Here is an 18,889-nt window from a genome sequence, read left to right on the forward strand (position 1 = left end):
TTACCAACCTCGATAACGATACAGTAGAAAGATGAAATACGGCGCGCCAATCACCGACGTTAACACACCTGCGGGCAATTCAATTGGCGGCTGGATACCCCGAGCGAGGCCATCAGCGCAGACCACGAGTAAGGCACCGAGAATAGCGGCACTTGGGACTAAGAATTTATGATTATGACCAAACAACAAACGTGCTAAGTGAGGAGCCAGCAACCCAACGAAACTAATGGTACCCGCAACAGACACACTGACACTGGCAAGCAAGACGGCTGCGATCAACGCCCATATTTGGATTTTTTTCGGAGCGACTCCAAGCGTTGTTGCACTTTCATCACCAAGCCCCATCACATCTAAACGCCAGGCTAGCCAAAAAGCCAATGGCAGTAACAGAAGTAAAATGAACCAAATATAAGGGACTTGCTGCCAATTTCGCCCCCACAAACTGCCCGTTAACCAGACCATTGCAGTGTTAATTTCAACTGGATTGACGATCAATAAAAAATCGATGCCACTCGCCAGAAAGGCACTGACCGCAATACCAATTAAAGCCAGCCGAGCCGCTGTGGGTTTTGACCAATAAGCCAGTACCGCAATCAAACCTGCTGCAAATAAACCACCAAACATAGCAACAAATGGAAGCAGTGATACGGGGGCATTAGGAAACAACACTAAACAGGTGGTCGCCGCTAGACCTGCACCAGCACTTATCCCCATGAGATCGGGGGACGCTAATGGGTTACGGATAACCCCTTGAACTAAAACGCCCGAGAGCCCTAACCCCGCACCGACACCAATCGCCAGCACCATTCGGGGTAAGCGATATTGGTGAATGACAAAATCGGTATTCGAGAAGGCAAAGAGATGATCGATCACTTGCCCAAAAGGAATTTGAGCAGCACCAGCGAAAAGCGTTGCGAAAGAAGACACCATCAATAGTGTCAATAAAGCCATCAACTTGGCGGTAAGGCTCATAAGGATCTCCTTACAACAATAACAATGAAGCAAGGCGTCCCAAGTAATGCAGTAATTACGCCGACGGGGGTTTCTGCCGGGAACGCAATTGATCTAGATAGCGCATCAGACCACACAACCAATGCTGCTCCACTTAAAGCAGAAACGGGAATAAGCACGTGGTAATTATGACCGACTATTGGTCTCACTAAATGAGGGACAAGCAAACCGACAAAGCCAATAGGGCCGGCTATCGCGACGCAGGTTCCCGCGAGCAAAACTATCGCGACGCCACTGACTAAACGAGTCATAGATACATTACTGCCTAGCCCAACAGCCACTTCTTCACCTAACGATAATAGATTCAAATTACGCGCTAAACCCATGGCTAAAATCAGCCCCAATAATGCTGGCGGCCAAAGCAGTTGCCATTGAGAAGCATCGACACTTGAAAGCGATCCTGTTAGCCAATGCAATACGCTGTATGCCATGTCATCCGCTAAGATCACCGCAGCGCGAGTTAAACCAATAAGCAAAGCACTAACCGCGATCCCAGCTAAAACCAAACGTAATGGATGAAAGCGAGAAGAAAAAAAACCGCCCAAAATCATGACGGTAATACCACTAAACAGTGCACCTGTTACCGCATTTAAAACAGGATTGATTTGGCTTAAAACCGGAACCCCGATAGAGGCAAGAGCCATAAAACATGCAGCACCAGCGTTAATACCAAGAATGGAAGGTGATGCTAATGGGTTACGAGTGAGCCCTTGCATTAATACACCCGCGACAGCCAGACATGCTCCAATCATTAAGCCGGCATGAGCGCGTGGCGCACGAAGCGTTGCTAAAATCTGCTGTATCATATTGGCTTCATCAAAGTGAAACCAATACTGAAATAGGCTGTTTAATGTTAATGAAAAATTCGACCAGCCCAGCATAGACACGGCATAGCCAGAACAAGTAATGAACACCACCAAAACCGTAAAAGCGACGGTGCGCCAATGCGGCTTAACCATCGCTTTACCCTGTGTAAGAACAGATATACTCATTAGTGACCTAGTAAAGTTTCAAGCTCATGAGCAATTTCTTCAGCGGCAAGCATGCCACGATTTAAAGACCATAATGCCGGAGACACTTCGACCACTTGCTCTTTTTTTGATGATTTTAGGATCTTGAATAAAGGGTTGTTTTTCCATTCATCCACAATATTTGGTTGTGAATAAGCACCAACCAACAGCCAATCAGGGTTTGTTTTTAATAAGAACTCAAAGCTTGTCGGCAGGTAGGCTTTGCCTGAATGTAGATCTTCGGAAGGAGTGTTGTCTTCTTCCTGCTTAGCAAGAGGGCTTAAAATCCCAAGAGAACTTAACACCCCACCAGCATAGGAAGCTGGGCTATGAAGCCACATGCCTTTATCCGAAACAACTGCAAATTGAACCGTTTCTTTACTGACTAATCGGTGTTTACTTTGAGCCATATGATGTTGATGCTGCTTTATACGCAGCGCCATTTTCACTTCTTTATCTAATGCAATGCCAATTTTTTGGGCCGATTCTAAGTTTTCTTCGTATGTTTCACCTCGGCTTTTAAGTAATAGAGTCGGGGCAATGCGTTGTAAATCTTGGTAAATAGTTCGGTGCCTTTCTGCATCTGCAATAATCAAATCCGGCTTCAATACCGCAATGGCTTCCAAACTAGGCTGAGATCTCATACCAACAGACTGCCACTTGCCTATTTTTGATCGAACAGAAGCAATCACCCGCGTTTCATCATTATCATCAGCCACCCCAATCGGCGACACTCCAACCGCAGCCAAAGCGTCCACAAAAGAAAACTCAAGGACGACAATTCGGGTTGGCACTGATTCTATTTGAAACTGACCTTGCTCATCCTTTACCGTGCGTATTTCTGCACTTGAAAAAGAAGACAGCAACATCATGACAACTCCGAAGATGGCATATACCCAGTTCCACTGTTTTTTAGTATTCATCTTTTCACATTCCATAACCTGATAAATCAACAGGTTTATAAATTGATTCCCTTGTAAATTGATTAACTTACAAGTCAAAAAGCTGCCAACTCGCATTTCCTGCTCAGATTGACAACTTTTTGAGATAACTTTGATTTAACTTTATTTAACTCTTTTTAACCCTTACTTAACTCTTATTTAACTAAAGTTAAAACTGGTAGTTAAGATCAATCGTGTAAGAGCGCCCCGGAGCCGGATAGCGTCCTACAGGGCTGGTATCAATACCGCGGAAGTAATACTCCTCAGCAAAGAGGTTATTCACCGCAACATTCATACGTAGCAGGTTGTTTTCATCTTTATAAAGATCCGTGCCTAAATTAAAGTTCCAGACCATATAAGACGGTACTTTTCCTTTTGCTCCGGTTGCATCTTCTTCACTCGTATTAGCATTATCGGTATACGCATCACTGAAGTAGAAACCTGATAACGTCGTATCAATTTTTGTAAAGGCGTATGTTGCATCCCAACTAAGTTGATGCTGTGATGTATGAGGAAGTTGATTTCCCTTATTCGCACCGTCTTCTTCAAGGGTTGCATCTAGGAAGTTATAGCTTGCCCCTAAGCTTAACGCCTGCATAGATTCAGGAGTGTAACGACCAGACACTTCAATACCTTGGTGAAGTGTCTTACCAATGTTGTCAAAGGTTTGCGTTCCACTTTGCCACTGAAGTTGGTCTTTAAAATCAATGCGGTATAACGCAACATTAAAGCTGGTTGACTGTTGGGTGTAACGCGCCCCTAATTCGTAGTTCCAAGCAAGTTCGCTACCTTCTTCACCCAAACCTCGGATGTACGCAATTTGCGGTGCTCTCAATGATTTCTGCGCGTTCGCATAGCTAACCCAATTTTCATTCAAGTGATAAGCAAGCGTTAAGCCTGGTAGCCATTCCGTCACTTTGTTGTTCGAATTTTCACTCTTTCCTATATCTTTAAATGCCATATCTACTGATTCATATCGAACCCCAGGTGTGACTTTTAAAGTATCATTCAAGAAGCCTATTTCATTACTGATGTAACCGGCGAAGGCATCCGTATCCAAGTGCCAATCACGTGGTGTTGCGGTTGCACCACCCGCAATAGGTGTTTGAGTTAATTTGTAGTCCACATCTTCATTAACGTAACGCGCACCAACAATCCAGTTTTGGCTCACGGATTTGCCTTGACCGAAATAAAGTGCCAGTTTTGGCTCGATGCCGTATACATTGAATTCACGTGGGGAAGTGCGAATATGAGTCGATGGCAAAGCTGGATCAGCCCAATGTCCACCTGCGCTATTAAAGCCCCATTGGAAGAAACGTTCCGACTTATGACCAAAAGTCAGTAGTTCAAACTCGGCACCATCGGCAATATCTAAATCATGAAGGTATTTCAGGCTCCAACGTGTAGATTGCCCTTGGTATTCGTCATAAGGACGTTTAGATTGAGTGCGATCTTGCTTGTAGTCATCAGGCGATAATGCCCCTGGCATTTGAGTATCGGCATCGTAACGCTGAATAAAAGCTTGTAACTCTTGTGTATCACTCAGTAACCACTGAACTTTTGCTTGGAAATTTTTAACGTCCGTATCGGAATGATCTCTGAAGCTTTCTCCTTTTAAGAAGTTACCCTCAAGCTGTAAAGCCAAGTTATCCGTTAACCAACCGCCGGTTCTCAAGTAAAAGTCATTAAGAGGCGTATCACCGTCTTCAAATACCGTTAATCGGTTACTGACCTCTGTCTGCCATTTGTGAGGTATCGGCTTAGTGACTAAGTTAATGACACCTCCAACGTTGTTCGGTCCGTATTGAACGGCAGCACCGCCGCGAACAATATCAATCCTTTCAAGCATAGAAAGTGTCGCTGGGAAAATGGATTGTCCAGTATGGCCATATGGAGCCAAAGTGAGTGGCACGCCATCCATCAAGAACTGAGCATGACCACTTCGGCTTGCTTTTAAACCTCTAACGGAAATATTCGGCAAGACTCCTGTGCCCGTTTCATCTTGCACCTTGATGCCTGGAACACTTTGCAAAGCAGAATCAATAGAATGAGCCGCGGTTTTTTCAATTTGTTCACTAGTCAGTACCGTACGAGCACCAGGGTACTCACGAACATCTTCAACCTGTGAGTTGCCGATAACACTTGCGGTCACCACCACCGTTTCCATTGCCGTCACATTGTTATTCGGGTTAGACGCCGCCATAGCGCCCATCGAAGTAGCGGAAAGAATCGCGATACTGAGTAAGCTGCGACGCGGAAAATGATTACGTAATGCACCATCCAAATTCTGGTAAGACATGGGAATCCTTAAAGAAAATTAGGCGACTTAATTGTTTATTTAAGTCGCCATAAAAGCTTAAGACTCATATTGAGTAATAAGATAAATGAATCTTTCGATAACAAGCTGTAAACGCTCGTTTATTTTCGAGTTGTCTATGGGTAAGTTGTTTATTGAGCTTTAGTATTTATGAAGCTCTAGAATTGATACCCGTAACTCAGCATGAATTCGACAGGAGCACCGTAACCAATCTGATTCAGACCCGACTTGCCATTCGTTGCACCCAAAATGTATTTTTCGTCAAACAGGTTATAAACGTTGGCTTGTATTTTGTGTGATCCAGTAGTGTAAGCCGTCATCAGATCAACCGTGGTGTAATCGCCGAGTGCTACCGCTTCATCGTTGCCTGAATAACGGTCACCTACGTATTTCACCCCGCCACCAAGGCGCCAGTTGTCATCCAGTTGGTAAGTACTCCAAAGTGAAAACAGGTGATCAGACACATCATTTGGCTTTTTACCTGTATCTTTGTCTTCCGCATCTAAGTAGCTATAACCGACAGAGATGTCCCACTCTTCCGTGATTTTCCCTCGGGCTTCAAGTTCTAGGCCTTGGTGGCGAGCTTCAATTTTAGCAATCACATCCCCATCGGTATTCGTTTGAGGCTGCTCTTGATCGATTTGGAAAATAGCAGCGTTAAGCATTAAAGCGTTATCAAGAAGGTAGGCTTTGGCTCCCACTTCCTTTAAGTCTGTTTGGAAGAACTCAGCCAATTTAGGGTTAATGTAAATCCCTGAATAAGGCAGCTGCCATGAGCGCGCTAAGCTGCCGTAGACCGAAACATCATCACTAATTCGGTACACCAAACCGGCGCGATAACTTACTTTATCGTCATCTAAGTTTTCTTTTTCAGCACCGGCTTTTTGTTGTTCAAGATCCATGGAGTCATAACGCACATTACCGATCAGCGATAAATCACCTAAGGTGTAAACGTCTTGAATATAAATGCCAGTTGTTGTTGTCGTGTTATCACGAAATGGTTTGAAGCCAGGATCTGGAGTTGGTCCCACGACTGGATCATAAATATCTTTAGGAGGAAGAGTTTTATCACTCGCCAACGTTAAGTCGATATTGATCTGATTGTAATCCGCACCAATCATCAGTTGGTTATCACTTGTTTCCCATACCAACTCGGATTGAAGGGTGGTAGTGGTACGAGGGTCGTAACCAAAGTTGTTTACGGTTTGTGAGACTTCACCTGCGGTGACTGTCCCTTGGCGTGTACCTTTCTGTTCTAATTCTATATGGCTGTATGATGCTCGGTTATTCCACATCCAATCTTGATTCAACTGCCACTCATAATTAACCGCTAGGCGTAAACTATCAGACTTTTGATAATCATTGGTGCCGCCATAGAAAGTATCAACGGGTACGTCGACTGGCTTACCATTATGCGAAGGAACGCCACGGTATGGCACCAATTCTTGATGAGCATATTCCACATCAATATCAATGATATGGTTGTGAGCGGGTAAGAAACGAAGAGTCGGTGCAATAAAGAAGTCATTAGAATCGACGTGATCAACGTATGAGTCTCCTTCGCGATACTCTAGATTCACACGTCCATTGACCTTATCTGAAAAGGAAAATGAGCTATCGACTTGACCAACATACTGGCTATTACTGCCAACACTGCCATTAACATGGGTAAACGTGTCACCATTCGCACGCTTGGTGACTAAGTTGATAATACCGCCCGCAGAACCTCTTCCATACAAAGCGCCAGCTGCACCTTTGACCACTTCGACTCGTTCGATATTGGCTAAACTGCGGTAGGATTGAAGCGTACCGTCATCACGCATGCCATCTCGGTACATATCATTTAAAGCATCAAAGCCACGAATAACAAATTGATCTCGGCTTCCTTCGCCCAGCGTGTTATTCACTCCAGCAACGCCGTCAAGTGCATCCACTAGACGTACCGCGCCTCGGTCTTCCATTTCAGTTTTTGTTACTACCGATACAGATTGTGGAACGTCTAACCACTCGACATCTGTTTTCGTTCCTGATTGCGGCATATGCTCTGCATAGCCCTCGTATTGATGCCCATAGATTTGCATGGTCTCAACATCAGACTCTTGGCTAGAAGTTCCTGTATTCGCAAAGGCACAAGTCGTCATAACAAGGGTAGAAAATGAAGCTTTAATTGCTAAAGAGAGAAGGCTCTTGGAGGGTAATAATGTCGTCATTCTTAATTCCATTTTAGTTTGTAAAAACCAACGGGTGAGAATAAGAACAAATATCATTTATATTTGCAATAGATATTTTGGGGTTATTTATAATCTACAAGTATGAAACCCGACTAGTAATAAAATTAACAATAAAATATACGGGAAGAATAACTGTGCGAGCTTTTAACTAAGACGGATCATGCTACTGAACCTTGCCCTTGCCAAATCCAACTTCACTTCACTTAAAATCGTAAATACTTACAGATTGGGTTTTATCTAAGGCTTTAGGATTAAGTTTTGGTTATGGAGATAATGCAAAGCTAGATGTCTAAATTGATTTCTATGAATGCTTCCAAAAAAGGCAATAGGAACAGCCGTAAACGAAAATACCACCGAAAGGTCGGTGGTATTAATTGGTGAATCAATATCCCCATTGAAACGGTAAATATCTATATTTAAACGGTAAGTGGCTATATTTAAACGAAAAAATAGGATACCGACGTCAAGATTAGGCTAAGGTTGCCCCAACCCCGTTATTGACTTCATTGAATAATACGTTGGCTTAAATGATTCAGCTTCAGTAGTGCTTGAAGCCTTAACTGAGCTCAAATCATGAATGAAGAAACGACTGGTCATGGTGTGCTTTCCATCATTCATAAATATTTCTATGACAGACTGATCAACATACATTTCAATCTGCTGCGTAGAAGCCCGTAACCTTGGTGATTTACGAACTGATCCATATTCTTCAGCGTAAAGCTCACTCATCTTGGAGCGATCAAGGGTAAACTCAGTCTCGCTGCCACTGAAGGTTATTTTTTCTCCAAAAGGATTACTCAGCTCAATTGAAAAACCCTTCACACTGGCATCAATCGTTAAGCAAAAGCTTTTACTTGGTAAGTCAAAGTCTCCTTCAAATACAATGGCTTCATTACGTAACGCCGTAATTTCTTCAACAACCTTTTGTACCAAAAATCCATCCTGAACATGCAGCTCTCTAGGCAGTGTTAACATGCCTGCCCATTCATGTTTCACGGAAGGGGTATCAATTTCAGGCAGCCCAACCCAAGCGTACATAATGCGACGCCCTTGTTCGTCAACATAGGTTTGAGGCGCATAGAAATCGAAACCGTAATCGGGCTGCTGAATGCTTTGCTCCCCTTCCAGTTCCATCGAACCAACATTTAATCTGTCACCTATTAGGTAGGTCACTGAATAAATATTCTTAAGATCATACGGGGTAGAAGTCGATATACCTTGAGGAGAAAACAACATTACGGCCTGACCATCTAACTCAAAGAAATCCGGGCATTCCCACATGTAACCAAAATCATCATACGAAGTTTGAATCGGTCCTTTATGCTCCCAATCAGTCAAGTTTTGACTGTGGTAAAGCACCATTGCCCCTTTTAAACTCTGTGTTTGAGCCCCCACAACCATGAAATAATCATCTCCTTGCTTCCACACCTTAGGGTCACGAAAGTGTTCGGTATAAGCAGAATTTTCAACAATGATTCCTCTCTTTTCCAATACACCACTTTTATCTAAAGTCGCGTAGCACTGCGTGGGAATTCGATTCCAATTCTCGTCTCTTTGGTTGCCCGTATAGAACAGCAATGCTTTATCGCCTTCAACGATCGCACCACCGGAATAAGCCCCATGAGAGTCGAAATATTGATCAGGATGAATAGCAATGCCGTGATCGGTAAAATGTATAAAATCTTTGGTTGAAAGGTGATACCAATATTTCATGCCATGAACAGGACCAACAGGCGTCCATTGATAAAAAACATGGTGCTCACCATTGAAATAACACAAGCCATTTGGATCGTTCAGCAGACCAAATTCAGGGGCAATATGATAATTAGGGTATCCTCCATCTAGCCGTCTTTTTCCAATCATTTCAGATATCTGAGAATCAGAAATATCTTCAATACGACGGTATCTTTGTTCAACCGTCCATTTTTTATTTTCTTGTCTAGCCATACGATTTAAACCAGTCATTTCCGCAGTGAACTCGTCACTCATTTAGCGATGATAAACTCAAGCAGCTCTTTTTCAGTAGGTAGAGCACTCATGGCGCCCTTTTGAGTTGTCGCTAATGCACCGCAGGCATTCGCCCACTGTATTGCTGTTTGCAGTACATCTTGTAATGTATCGGCATTTTGCCAATTGGACAGACGAGATAGCTTTGCTAAAAGTCCACCAACAAATGCATCACCAGCACCAGTTGTATCGACTGGTTTAACCGCTTTTCCTGATACTAATTTTCGTTCTTTATCCGTGACAACAAGTACACCTTTTGCCCCTTGGGTCACTAATACCAATGAATTATTCAAAGGCTTAATGGCATCAAGCCCTTCATCGATTTCAAGAGTATCCGTCAGGAAGGTCAATTCTTCCTCTGAAAATTTCACCACATCGGCAAGGCTAATAGCTTCCATAACCACGGGTTTAATCTCTGCTGGGTTAGCCCAAACTTCATCACGTAAATTTGGATCAAAACTGATATAACCGCCCGCCGCTTTCATTTTTTTCAATGCAGTAAGCGTTGTGGAACGGCTGGGTTCATTCGCTAATGCAATAGAACATACGTGCAGCCACTCTCCTACTGAAAACGTAGGAATATCATCTAGCTGAATAAATTGGTCAGCACTTGGCTTAACCATAAAAGTGAACGTTCGCTCGCCATCTTTATCGAGATCGACAAGTACTGTCGATGTTCTATGCTGAGCGTTTTTCACTAAGTTATCGACATCCACTTGCTCATTCGCAAGCGTTGTTTCCATGAAGTACCCGAATGGATCCTCACCAACTCGACCAAAAAACGCAGCGTCGCCGCCAAGGCGTGCAACCGCTACGGCCACATTAGCTGGTGCTCCACCAGGACATTTCAATAAGGTGTTACTTGAATCTGGAATTAGGTCAACAACCGCATCTCCAGTTACCCACACTCGGTTCATAATACTTACCACCAAAAAATACTTAACACCAACAGCTCAAATTTACCTGACGGCTTGTTCCGCTATTCGTTATCCATCAACCCATTTTTCATCCATCGATTTGTCCGTTATCGATCAATACAGCGATAGGCTGTGACAACTATGCGGATGGGTCATACCAGCTATGCAGGCAGTCTTACTATCTACTGTCGTGACAATTACTTAAAAAAAGCTAGCCAAGCCAATGCTTGGCTAGCGTCCTAAAAAAGGAAAGAGAAGCTGAAAAAAGGGGGACAGCTTACTCGTAAGGCAGCAGAAGCTTCTGCCGTTATTTTACCTGTGCTAAGCCGCGGCTTTTGTATTCACGACTTTCGATTGTTTCGCTTGTTCACGTAAACCAAGCACAACCGTAAGACTAAATGCAGTCGCAAAAGCAATCAGCATCCCAACAACATAGTATCCAATCTTGTCTGGAGCGATGGAAATAATCCCAGGGATACCCGCCGCGCCAAGAGCTTGAGCTTTCACCGTAAACATAGTGATAAATGCACTAGACAGAGCGGCAGCAACAATGGCAGCAATGAATGGGTAGCGTAGTTTTAAGTTCACACCAAACATCGCAGGCTCTGTAATACCAAGAAGACCAGTAACACCCGATGGAATCGCAATTCCTTTCATTTTTTTGTCTTTTGTCATAAGACCAACCGCAAGCGCCGCTGCACCTTGAGATACGTTGGACATAGCAGCAATAGGGAAAATGAAAGTACCGCCCGTTGTCGCAATATCAGCCAGAAGTTGGGTTTCAATTGCAATAAAGCTATGGTGCATACCTGTAATAACAAAAGGCGCATAGATGAAACCAAACAACGCTCCACCAATGAAACCCGCGCTGTTATAAATCCAGTTAAGTCCATCACCCAACAAGAAACCAATATCACGAGTCAGTGGACCCACTAACGTGAAAGTCAGTAACCCTGTGATAAAAATAGCAAGCATAGGAGTTAATAGATTATCCAATACCGATGGGATGATTTTTCTTAAACCAAGCTCCACTTTTGCAAGAATAAAAGCAGAGACAAGGACAGGTAAAACCGAGCCTTGATAACCTACTTTTTCTATTTCAAAGCCAAGAATGTTCCACACTGGAATTGAACCAGATACAGACGCACCGCCAAATCCCCATCCATTAAGCAAATCAGGGTGAACCATCAGCATCCCTAGCGCTGCACCTAAAAATGGGTTACCGCCAAATTTCTTACTCGCAGAGAAAGCCAATAAAATAGGCAAATAAACAAAAGGCGCATTAGCGAAGGTATTGATCATATTTGCAAGGTCAGTTAATCCTGGATTTGCATCAATCAAAGAGAGCCCATCAATGAATAAGCCTTTAGCGGTCAAAAGATTGTAGATACCCATCAATAAGCCACCAGCGACAATAGCTGGAATGATAGGTACAAAAATGTCAGAGAGACCTTTCACTGCGCGCTGTACGATGTTTTGGTTTTCAGTACCCGCAGAAGCAACATCATTGGTCGACATATCACTCATGCCTGTCAGTTTTGCCATTTCTGCATACACTTGGTTCACAATGCCAGAGCCAAAAATAACTTGGTATTGACCCGCCACTTTAAACTGCCCTTTAACACCTTCTAAGTTATCGATTTCACTTTCATTGATTAAAGATTCGTCCGCGACCGCTAAACGCAAGCGAGTTGCACAATGCGCGAGTGCCGTAATATTGTTTTTGCCACCTAAGTGATCTAATAGCTGCTTTGCTATTAATGGATAATTCATGACATACCCCAGTTATATCTAATTTGTATACGCTTGAAGTTTTTTTGGGAACGTTTGCAAAGCTGATTTTTGCTGATCGAATAGTAATCGTCAAAGATAAACAGCAAATAGTGTGAAATTGATCTGTAAAAAGGCTCCATAGCGAGTACTAAGCACGGTAGAATCATTCTTAGAAAGTAGATTGTTGACGAAAATCTGCAAACAATCCCAACTTATTAAAAGAACAATCAAACGGATAAATTCAGATGGCAAGCCTACATGATGTCGCCCTCATAGCTGGGGTTTCAAAATCAACAGTGTCACGTGTCATCAACGATGAATACGGCGTAAAAAATGCGACCAAAATAAAGGTCCAGAAAGCAATTTCTGAGTGTGGTTATGTGCCTAACCAAGTCGCCAAAGATCTTAAATCACAGAAGACAAACTTGGTGGGCGTGATTGTTTCACGCGTTTCTTCTCATGCCACAGCTTTAGGTATTGACGGGTTAACCAGCATCCTCGAAAAAGCGGGAAAACATGTATTGCTCGCCAGTACCCATCAAGAACACCAAAAAGAGCTGGAGTACATACAGATTTTTAACCAAAAGCGTGTAGAAGGGATCATTTTATACGCCACTCACTTAGACAAAGTACTGGTTAACGCGATCCAAAACTCTAATGTTCCTGTCGTCTTAGTCGGGCAAGATGGCTCAATGCATAATATTCCAAGCATTGTCCATGATGACTACCGTGTTGGCTTCGAGGCAGGTAACCGCCTTATCAAACAGGGTTGTAAGAACATTGGCTTTATTGGGGTTCAAGGTGATGATGTCGCGGTTGATAAGCTGCGTTCCCAAGGTTTAACAGATGCACTGGAGTTCAATCAGTTACCGCTCCTGTTTCATTCTCGTGGCGATTTCTCTATTGAATCTGGCTACGAAATAGCAAAAGAGTGTCTTGCTAATTTCGACTGCATTGACGGTATTTTTTGTGCGACCGACAGAATTGCTGTTGGCGCTTTACGAGCTATTAATGAAAGCGGTATGACTCCAGGAAAGGAAATAAAAATACTAGGCGTTGGTAATGATGAACTCGCTTCTGTTTGCAACCCGACGTTATCGACGTTTAGCTATGCCTTTGATAAAGCAGGTGAAAATTCCGCTAAGTTGCTGTTAGAACGAATTAAAAACCAAGGTCATGAGATGAGTAAGGTTGTGCTTACTTTTCAAAATATTGAAAGAGAAACCTGCTAATACAATTTCGCCAGCCTAAATTAGGCTGGCGAAGTCTTTGTTTTTAATCACTACACTTTAAAGTGGCGACCTAAAACCAAGTTTCCATTTGAAGAGCAAAGAGCACTTCACCGCCCTCTCCCATTGTCGCTGCATCCGCAGCAGTGCTTACTGAAAAGTTGTCCAAGTCTTCACTCCAATCTACATAACTCACAGCAAAACGTAACTCTGGTCGGTCAAAGAAGCCTTGGCTTGTAGATAACTTCAAAGTTGGCGCAATAGTCGCTTTATAAAAGCTGCCGCTCGCTTGATCCGTGGCGTTATCTAAGTCCATGTATTGATATGAACCTTCATAAACCATTTCAAAGTTCTCAGTTAACTCTTGTGCTAGCCTTAAGTTAACTGTCGCCCAAGCGAATTCATCATTTTTTTCAAAGCGATCTTGGCTGTACTCTGCCATGAATGATGGCGCAGCACGCCAGTTATCAGCAAAACGAGTCACACCGTAAGTAAATGCACGTACTGCCTGCGCATCTTGAGTAAGCGAACCATTTGAGCCAATACCCTTCAGCTCTGCGCCTAAGCCATCACCCAATAGAATGCCTGACTTAGAAAAACCATCTGCCAAACCGAAGAAGCTATTGGCATGGTAAGCCACTAACGCATGAATACCTTTATCAGCGGCATTTTGCGTTAATTCTTGGTTATCAGAAGCCGTCATACCGCTTAACATAAACTGCCACTGACCAACCCAGTTATTCATGGTCGCAATGTAATTTTCTACATCCGTAGATGAGCTATCAATTTCACCAAAATCTCGACCATAAATTGAGAAATTCGCTTTCCACTCATCAGCTAACTGAACATCATAGACACCCGCACCAGTACCCGATAAGAAAACGATATCAGAATCTAAAAAGTGGATATCATAGTTTGCTCGATCAAATCGCTTTCCCGCCCAGAACGTTGCATTAGACAGTGATTCCGAGTCTCGGAATGTACTCAGGTTTGATAATTCGGAATACACTTGCCTTACGTTTAACTTGCTGTCGTCAGCCGTCCATTCATTGTTCGTTTCTACGCTGTCCGCCAACATAATATGGAAGCGTGCGCTAGAGCCATCATCCATAAAACGATTATGAATGAGGTTTGCTTCAACGTAATTATCGTCTTCTACACCCAGTCGACCAATCGGTCCACCCAGAGCACCAGCTGGCGTCATATAAGGACCCGAACCTGTTGCTCCATTCATATCATCATTGATTAACAACCCTGCGCGAGCATAACCATGAAATTCAAAGGAAGATGCTTGGTCATCAGCCTTTTCCGCCGTTTTTTCTGTCTCTACAAGTCTCGCTTCTAAGTCATTAATACGTTGTTCAAGTTCTGAAACCTCAGTATTCGCCAGTACATTATTTGATCCAAGTCCCAGCACCACAGCTAAGGTAAGTAAATTCATTTTCATTTTTTATATTTCCGTTTTGGATTGTAGTTAGGTACACATTTGCAAACGTTCCCATAAATACAGATTCAAACAGATGAAATATAATGCCAGTAGTGTAAAGGCATATAAAGTAACCAGTAAGCTATAATGAATACTGATAACTTGTTTACGTTATTGCTAAGTCAGGAATATACGAAATAAATCGGGAACGATCCCGAACATTTATAAAAAGTGTAATTTCAATCACGTAAAAAGAGGCTGAATGAACCAAAACTGCCTCAGAGATCGAGTTTAGTGATTTTTACAAAGTGAGTGAGCAGAGCTAAGAGCTAAGAGCTAAGAGCTAAGAGCTAAGAGCTAAGAGCTAAGAGCTAAGAAAGCGCAGCATATAAATACTCAATAAACGCTATCGTTCATAAGAGTGCAGGTATTGATTGGAATAGAAAATAGAATCCATAAAGAAAATAAGCACAACATAGTTGGTATGTTGTGCTTTATTGATAGTGGTCACTCTAGATAATAGCCACAGCTACAGCTGCTTCAATAGCGAAGCTTTATAGCGGGTTGACTCTAGTAGGCAAGAACACCTCACCTAGCATGCAACGAACACTACCACCGCCAATATCTTCAATCGTTTTTACGTTGAAAGGCAGCAGTTTTCCGTGAGTTGCAAGCTGCGTAAGTTGGGCGGGAGAAAAAGCATCATAAGCTGACTGAGACATAGCAATCACTTTATCTCCGTTGATCGTCTCTAACTGTAAAATATTGCCACAAAAACGGTTCATTTGATCTAAAGAGATAGAGATAACTTGCTTATCTTTCGCTAAAGACTTAATCACAAAGCGTCTCTCAAATTCAGGAATGACTTCATCGCAAATCACACAGAAATTATCGCCTATCGCCATCATTACATTGGTGTGGTAAATCGGGTGCCCTGAAGGCAATGCCGTTTGAAAAGAGACAACACGATTGTAACCAATACGTTTGGCGTAATCTTCTAGCACCTCACGGTCACAACGCTGCGACAGTGCGGCATAAATCGTTTTATTAATGTGATCGATAACCATTACACCAGTACTTTCCAAATAAGCACCTTCTTTAAGGTAAGACTCTAGGGAATCAACTTGGTTAACAATGCGACCAGACTCTTCTAATGCAGTCACTAAAGCATCAGGCTTCACTTCTTGCTGGCGGTTTTCACAAGCCATAGGAAACGTATACAAGCTTCCATCTGAACATGAACTAAACCAATTATTAGGAAATACTGCATCAGGGGTTTCAACATCTGACTCAGGGTAATCAAACTCTACAACTTGCACACCTTCTTTACGCAATGACGACACCATGCTTTTAAACTCAGCCATAGTTTGCTGCTTAACTTCAGCTTCACTCAAACTAACTTGGTGTTGGAATTCATTGTCGAGAGCGGTTTCTTCATTAAAACGAAACTCTTTGGGTGGCACCATAACAACGCAGTTAGCATTTTGAACGTTGGTAACATGCAGTGGTTTTTTATGTAGGCTTAACATCTGGACTATCCCCCTCATTTAACTAACGAGAATTGTAAACAAGTTGTTACGTTAAAATTCACTGAAATCGCAGCTATTTTTCCTTCTACAACGTTTTTTTACTGACTAATAAGTAAATAACCGTAATTTTTACTGTTGTTTGAACTGCATTTAACATTACCAGGATGTTAACAACTCATTTATCAAGATAAACTAAATGTGTAAAATCATTGATCTGGTTACATTTTAATCCAATAAACGGTAGGATTATAAAATCAGCAGCATAAAGAATAGAGTCACGCTATATCTCTTCTAATTTTCAAGCAAACTCCCTGTTTATTATAACGAAAACTTAACCCAGCACTTTCTCGCCACTACCGCGAGAACCCTAAACTTTTAACATTTAGATCGGCATTCAGATATGTAACGTCACAGAGTATATAAAAGAAAGAAATAACAACAAAAATGGCTTTAAGCACTCATGAATGAGGCTTTGTAAGGAAACCTATATGTATAAGAAATTTGAAAGCTTTACCGAAGCTTTCCCTAAGGATGAACCAATACAACCGCCCAGCGGGATATTGGCTTTTTGTCGACATTACACCAAAGGCTTTGAAAAACCGTTAATAATCCTTGGCTTAATGAGCATGGCGATTGCGGTTATTGAAGTATCGTTATTCGGTTTTATGGGACAACTTGTTGATTGGCTATCCACCAGTAACCCAGAAACCTTTTTAGCAGATAACCAATCCACCCTAATTGGCTTGAGTGTATTGCTACTGATCGTGATGCCAATAACCATCGCGATTTATTCATTGCTTCTCCATCAGACATTGCTTGGTAATTACCCAATGGCAATTCGATGGTTGGCTCACCGCTACCTTCTGAAACAGAGTCTGTCTTTTTACCAAGATGACTTTGCAGGGCGTATTGCAACGAAAGTGATGCAAACATCGCTGGCGGTACGTGAAACTGTCATGAAAATGGTCGATGTCTTTGTTTATGTCATTGTCTACTTTACTGCCATGATTTTCATGTTGGCTGAAGCAGACTGGCGCTTAATGGCTCCAATGCTTGTCTGGCTATTCATTTATATTAGTATCCAGCTGCATTATGTACCGAAACTAAAAGACGTATCTTCAGAGCAAGCAGATGCCCGTTCATTAATGACAGGGCGCATTGTAGATAGCTACACCAACATCGCTACAGTGAAGCTGTTCTCTCATAGTAAGCGAGAAACCGAATACGCAGAAGAAGGCATGGAAGGTTTCTTAGATACTGTGCATAGACAAATGCGCTTAGTTACAGCCTTTAATATTTGGGTAGAGATCGCAAACTATTTACTGGTCTTCAGTATTGCAGCAATTTCCATCATGTTATGGATGGACAGCGCGATTAGCGTTGGTTCAATTGCTATTGCGATCAGTCTAGCGCTACGTATTAATGGCATGTCTAAGTGGATCATGTGGGAAATTGGCGGTCTTTTCGAAAACCTTGGAACCGTAATCGATGGCATTAAGACTTTATCTAAACCTGTTGATATTTTAGACAAACCAGATGCCAAACCGCTTACTGTTCCTCAAGGTGGTATCACTTTCGATAACGTCAGTTTTAACTACGGTGAGAATAAAGGTGTCATCAATAACCTAAACTTAAATATCAAGCCGGGTGAAAAGGTTGGATTAGTTGGGCGCTCTGGTGCGGGTAAATCCACTCTGGTGAACTTATTGATGCGCTTCCATGATGTAGAAAGTGGTGAGATTCGCATTGATGACCAAGTGATTTCATCGGTGACACAGGACTCACTGCGCAGCAAAATTGGTATGGTGACGCAAGATACTTCTTTGCTGCATCGTTCAATTAAAGACAATATTCTTTACGGCAACCCTGGTGCAAGCGACGAGCAGCTGTATGCCGCAACTAAGCAGGCTCATGCTCATGAGTTTGTGGAAACACTGACCGACCCGTTTGGTAATGTTGGTTATGATGCTCAAGTCGGCGAGCGCGGTGTGAAGCTTTCTGGTGGTCAACGTCAACGAATTGCGATTTCACGAGTATTACTGAAAAACGCACCTTTGTTGATACTTGATGAAGCGACTTCAGCCCTTGATTCAGAAGTTGAAGCCGCTATCCAAGAAAGTTTGATTGAACTGATGGAAGGCAAAACGGTTATTGCCATTGCGCACCGTTTATCGACCATTGCTGCAATGGATCGTTTGATCGTACTTGACCAAGGTAACATTGTTGAACAAGGCAGCCATAAAGAGCTAATCAGCCAAGATGGTATCTATGCTCAATTATGGGCGCACCAAACGGGTGGCTTCATTGGCGACGATTTAGGACAAGAAAAAGAAGATTAAAAATATTGGTTATAAAATATGCGATTCGCTTCACCCTTTGTAGTCCACAGATTGCAAAATGGCTATAGCAAAACGACATATTGTAACAATATAATCACACAATAAACCAAGACGCTTCGCTTGCGCGTTTCTGGAATAAGGCTAGACTTCGGGGGGAGG

Annotated in this window: 12 protein-coding genes; 2 read left to right on the forward strand and 10 right to left on the reverse strand. The window is 42.6% G+C overall.

What is annotated here, in order from left to right; translation table 11 throughout:
- The 8 genes from F0226_RS03710 to F0226_RS03745 form a co-directional block, all read right to left on the reverse strand.
- The gene (locus F0226_RS03710) at window positions 1-972 is read right to left on the reverse strand and encodes an iron chelate uptake ABC transporter family permease subunit (protein WP_171734381.1); all 972 of its coding nucleotides are present in this window, start codon (window positions 970-972) and stop codon (window positions 1-3) included.
- Entirely contained in the window at window positions 969-1,970 is a 1,002-nt protein-coding gene (locus tag F0226_RS03715) for an iron chelate uptake ABC transporter family permease subunit (protein WP_253820757.1), read from the reverse strand. The genes F0226_RS03710 and F0226_RS03715 overlap by 4 nt, the downstream gene beginning before the upstream one ends.
- A gap of 32 nt (window positions 1,971-2,002) precedes the next feature.
- Window positions 2,003-2,944: a Fe(3+) dicitrate ABC transporter substrate-binding protein gene (locus tag F0226_RS03720; protein WP_253820750.1), complete on the reverse strand. Its 942-nt coding sequence runs from the start codon at window positions 2,942-2,944 to the stop codon at window positions 2,003-2,005.
- Between the two features lie 187 nt (window positions 2,945-3,131).
- Window positions 3,132-5,261, reverse strand: a complete 2,130-nt coding sequence (locus tag F0226_RS03725; protein WP_171734384.1) for a TonB-dependent siderophore receptor — start codon at window positions 5,259-5,261, stop codon at window positions 3,132-3,134.
- Between the two features lie 176 nt (window positions 5,262-5,437).
- Window positions 5,438-7,420: a TonB-dependent siderophore receptor gene (locus tag F0226_RS03730; RefSeq protein ID WP_253820758.1), complete on the reverse strand. Its 1,983-nt coding sequence runs from the start codon at window positions 7,418-7,420 to the stop codon at window positions 5,438-5,440.
- Between the two features lie 564 nt (window positions 7,421-7,984).
- Window positions 7,985-9,457: a sucrose-6-phosphate hydrolase gene (locus tag F0226_RS03735; protein ID WP_171734560.1), complete on the reverse strand. Its 1,473-nt coding sequence runs from the start codon at window positions 9,455-9,457 to the stop codon at window positions 7,985-7,987.
- Between the two features lie 38 nt (window positions 9,458-9,495).
- Window positions 9,496-10,434, reverse strand: a complete 939-nt coding sequence (locus F0226_RS03740; protein ID WP_171734385.1) for an aminoimidazole riboside kinase — start codon at window positions 10,432-10,434, stop codon at window positions 9,496-9,498.
- A gap of 321 nt (window positions 10,435-10,755) precedes the next feature.
- Window positions 10,756-12,207 (reverse strand): sucrose-specific PTS transporter subunit IIBC, encoded by a 1,452-nt coding sequence (locus F0226_RS03745; protein WP_171734386.1) that lies wholly within the window; start codon window positions 12,205-12,207, stop codon window positions 10,756-10,758.
- Between the two features lie 245 nt (window positions 12,208-12,452).
- Here F0226_RS03745 and F0226_RS03750 point away from each other — a divergent pair, with 245 nt between their 5' ends.
- A complete protein-coding gene (locus F0226_RS03750; protein WP_171734387.1) occupies window positions 12,453-13,439 on the forward strand; it encodes a LacI family DNA-binding transcriptional regulator in 987 nt (328 codons plus the stop codon).
- Window positions 13,440-13,509: 70 nt separating this feature from the next.
- On the opposite strand, the gene F0226_RS03755 is transcribed toward F0226_RS03750, so the two are convergent.
- Together F0226_RS03755 and F0226_RS03760 are read right to left on the reverse strand one after the other, a co-directional pair.
- Window positions 13,510-14,883, reverse strand: coding sequence for a carbohydrate porin (locus F0226_RS03755; protein WP_171734388.1), 1,374 nt, complete (start codon window positions 14,881-14,883; stop codon window positions 13,510-13,512).
- Window positions 14,884-15,416: 533 nt separating this feature from the next.
- Complete coding sequence (locus tag F0226_RS03760; RefSeq protein ID WP_171734389.1) at window positions 15,417-16,391, reverse strand: arginine deiminase-related protein; 975 nt, start codon at window positions 16,389-16,391, stop codon at window positions 15,417-15,419.
- A 488-nt stretch (window positions 16,392-16,879) separates the two neighbouring features.
- Here F0226_RS03760 and F0226_RS03765 point away from each other — a divergent pair, with 488 nt between their 5' ends.
- Window positions 16,880-18,730 (forward strand): ABC transporter ATP-binding protein, encoded by a 1,851-nt coding sequence (locus F0226_RS03765; protein WP_171734390.1) that lies wholly within the window; start codon window positions 16,880-16,882, stop codon window positions 18,728-18,730.
- The last annotated feature ends 159 nt before the right edge of the window (window positions 18,731-18,889 follow it).

The organism is Vibrio sp. 99-70-13A1, from assembly GCF_013114625.1.
Classification (GTDB): domain Bacteria; phylum Pseudomonadota; class Gammaproteobacteria; order Enterobacterales; family Vibrionaceae; genus Vibrio.

Bases quoted from the DNA above. Each gene is read 5' to 3' on its own strand.
- F0226_RS03710 (WP_171734381.1), bottom strand. From the start codon at position 972: ATGAGCCTTACCGCCAAGTTGATGGCTTTATTGACACTATTGATGGTG.
- F0226_RS03715 (WP_253820757.1), bottom strand. From the start codon at position 1,970: ATGGTTAAGCCGCATTGGCGCACCGTCGCTTTTACGGTTTTGGTGGTG.
- F0226_RS03720 (WP_253820750.1), bottom strand. From the start codon at position 2,944: ATGAATACTAAAAAACAGTGGAACTGGGTATATGCCATCTTCGGAGTT.
- F0226_RS03725 (WP_171734384.1), bottom strand. From the start codon at position 5,261: ATGTCTTACCAGAATTTGGATGGTGCATTACGTAATCATTTTCCGCGT.
- F0226_RS03730 (WP_253820758.1), bottom strand. From the start codon at position 7,420: ATGACGACTTGTGCCTTTGCGAATACAGGAACTTCTAGCCAAGAGTCT.
- F0226_RS03735 (WP_171734560.1), bottom strand. From the start codon at position 9,457: ATGGCTAGACAAGAAAATAAAAAATGGACGGTTGAACAAAGATACCGT.
- F0226_RS03740 (WP_171734385.1), bottom strand. From the start codon at position 10,434: ATGAACCGAGTGTGGGTAACTGGAGATGCGGTTGTTGACCTAATTCCA.
- F0226_RS03745 (WP_171734386.1), bottom strand. From the start codon at position 12,207: ATGAATTATCCATTAATAGCAAAGCAGCTATTAGATCACTTAGGTGGC.
- F0226_RS03750 (WP_171734387.1), top strand. From the start codon at position 12,453: ATGGCAAGCCTACATGATGTCGCCCTCATAGCTGGGGTTTCAAAATCA.
- F0226_RS03755 (WP_171734388.1), bottom strand. From the start codon at position 14,883: ATGAAAATGAATTTACTTACCTTAGCTGTGGTGCTGGGACTTGGATCA.
- F0226_RS03760 (WP_171734389.1), bottom strand. From the start codon at position 16,391: ATGTTAAGCCTACATAAAAAACCACTGCATGTTACCAACGTTCAAAAT.
- F0226_RS03765 (WP_171734390.1), top strand. From the start codon at position 16,880: ATGTATAAGAAATTTGAAAGCTTTACCGAAGCTTTCCCTAAGGATGAA.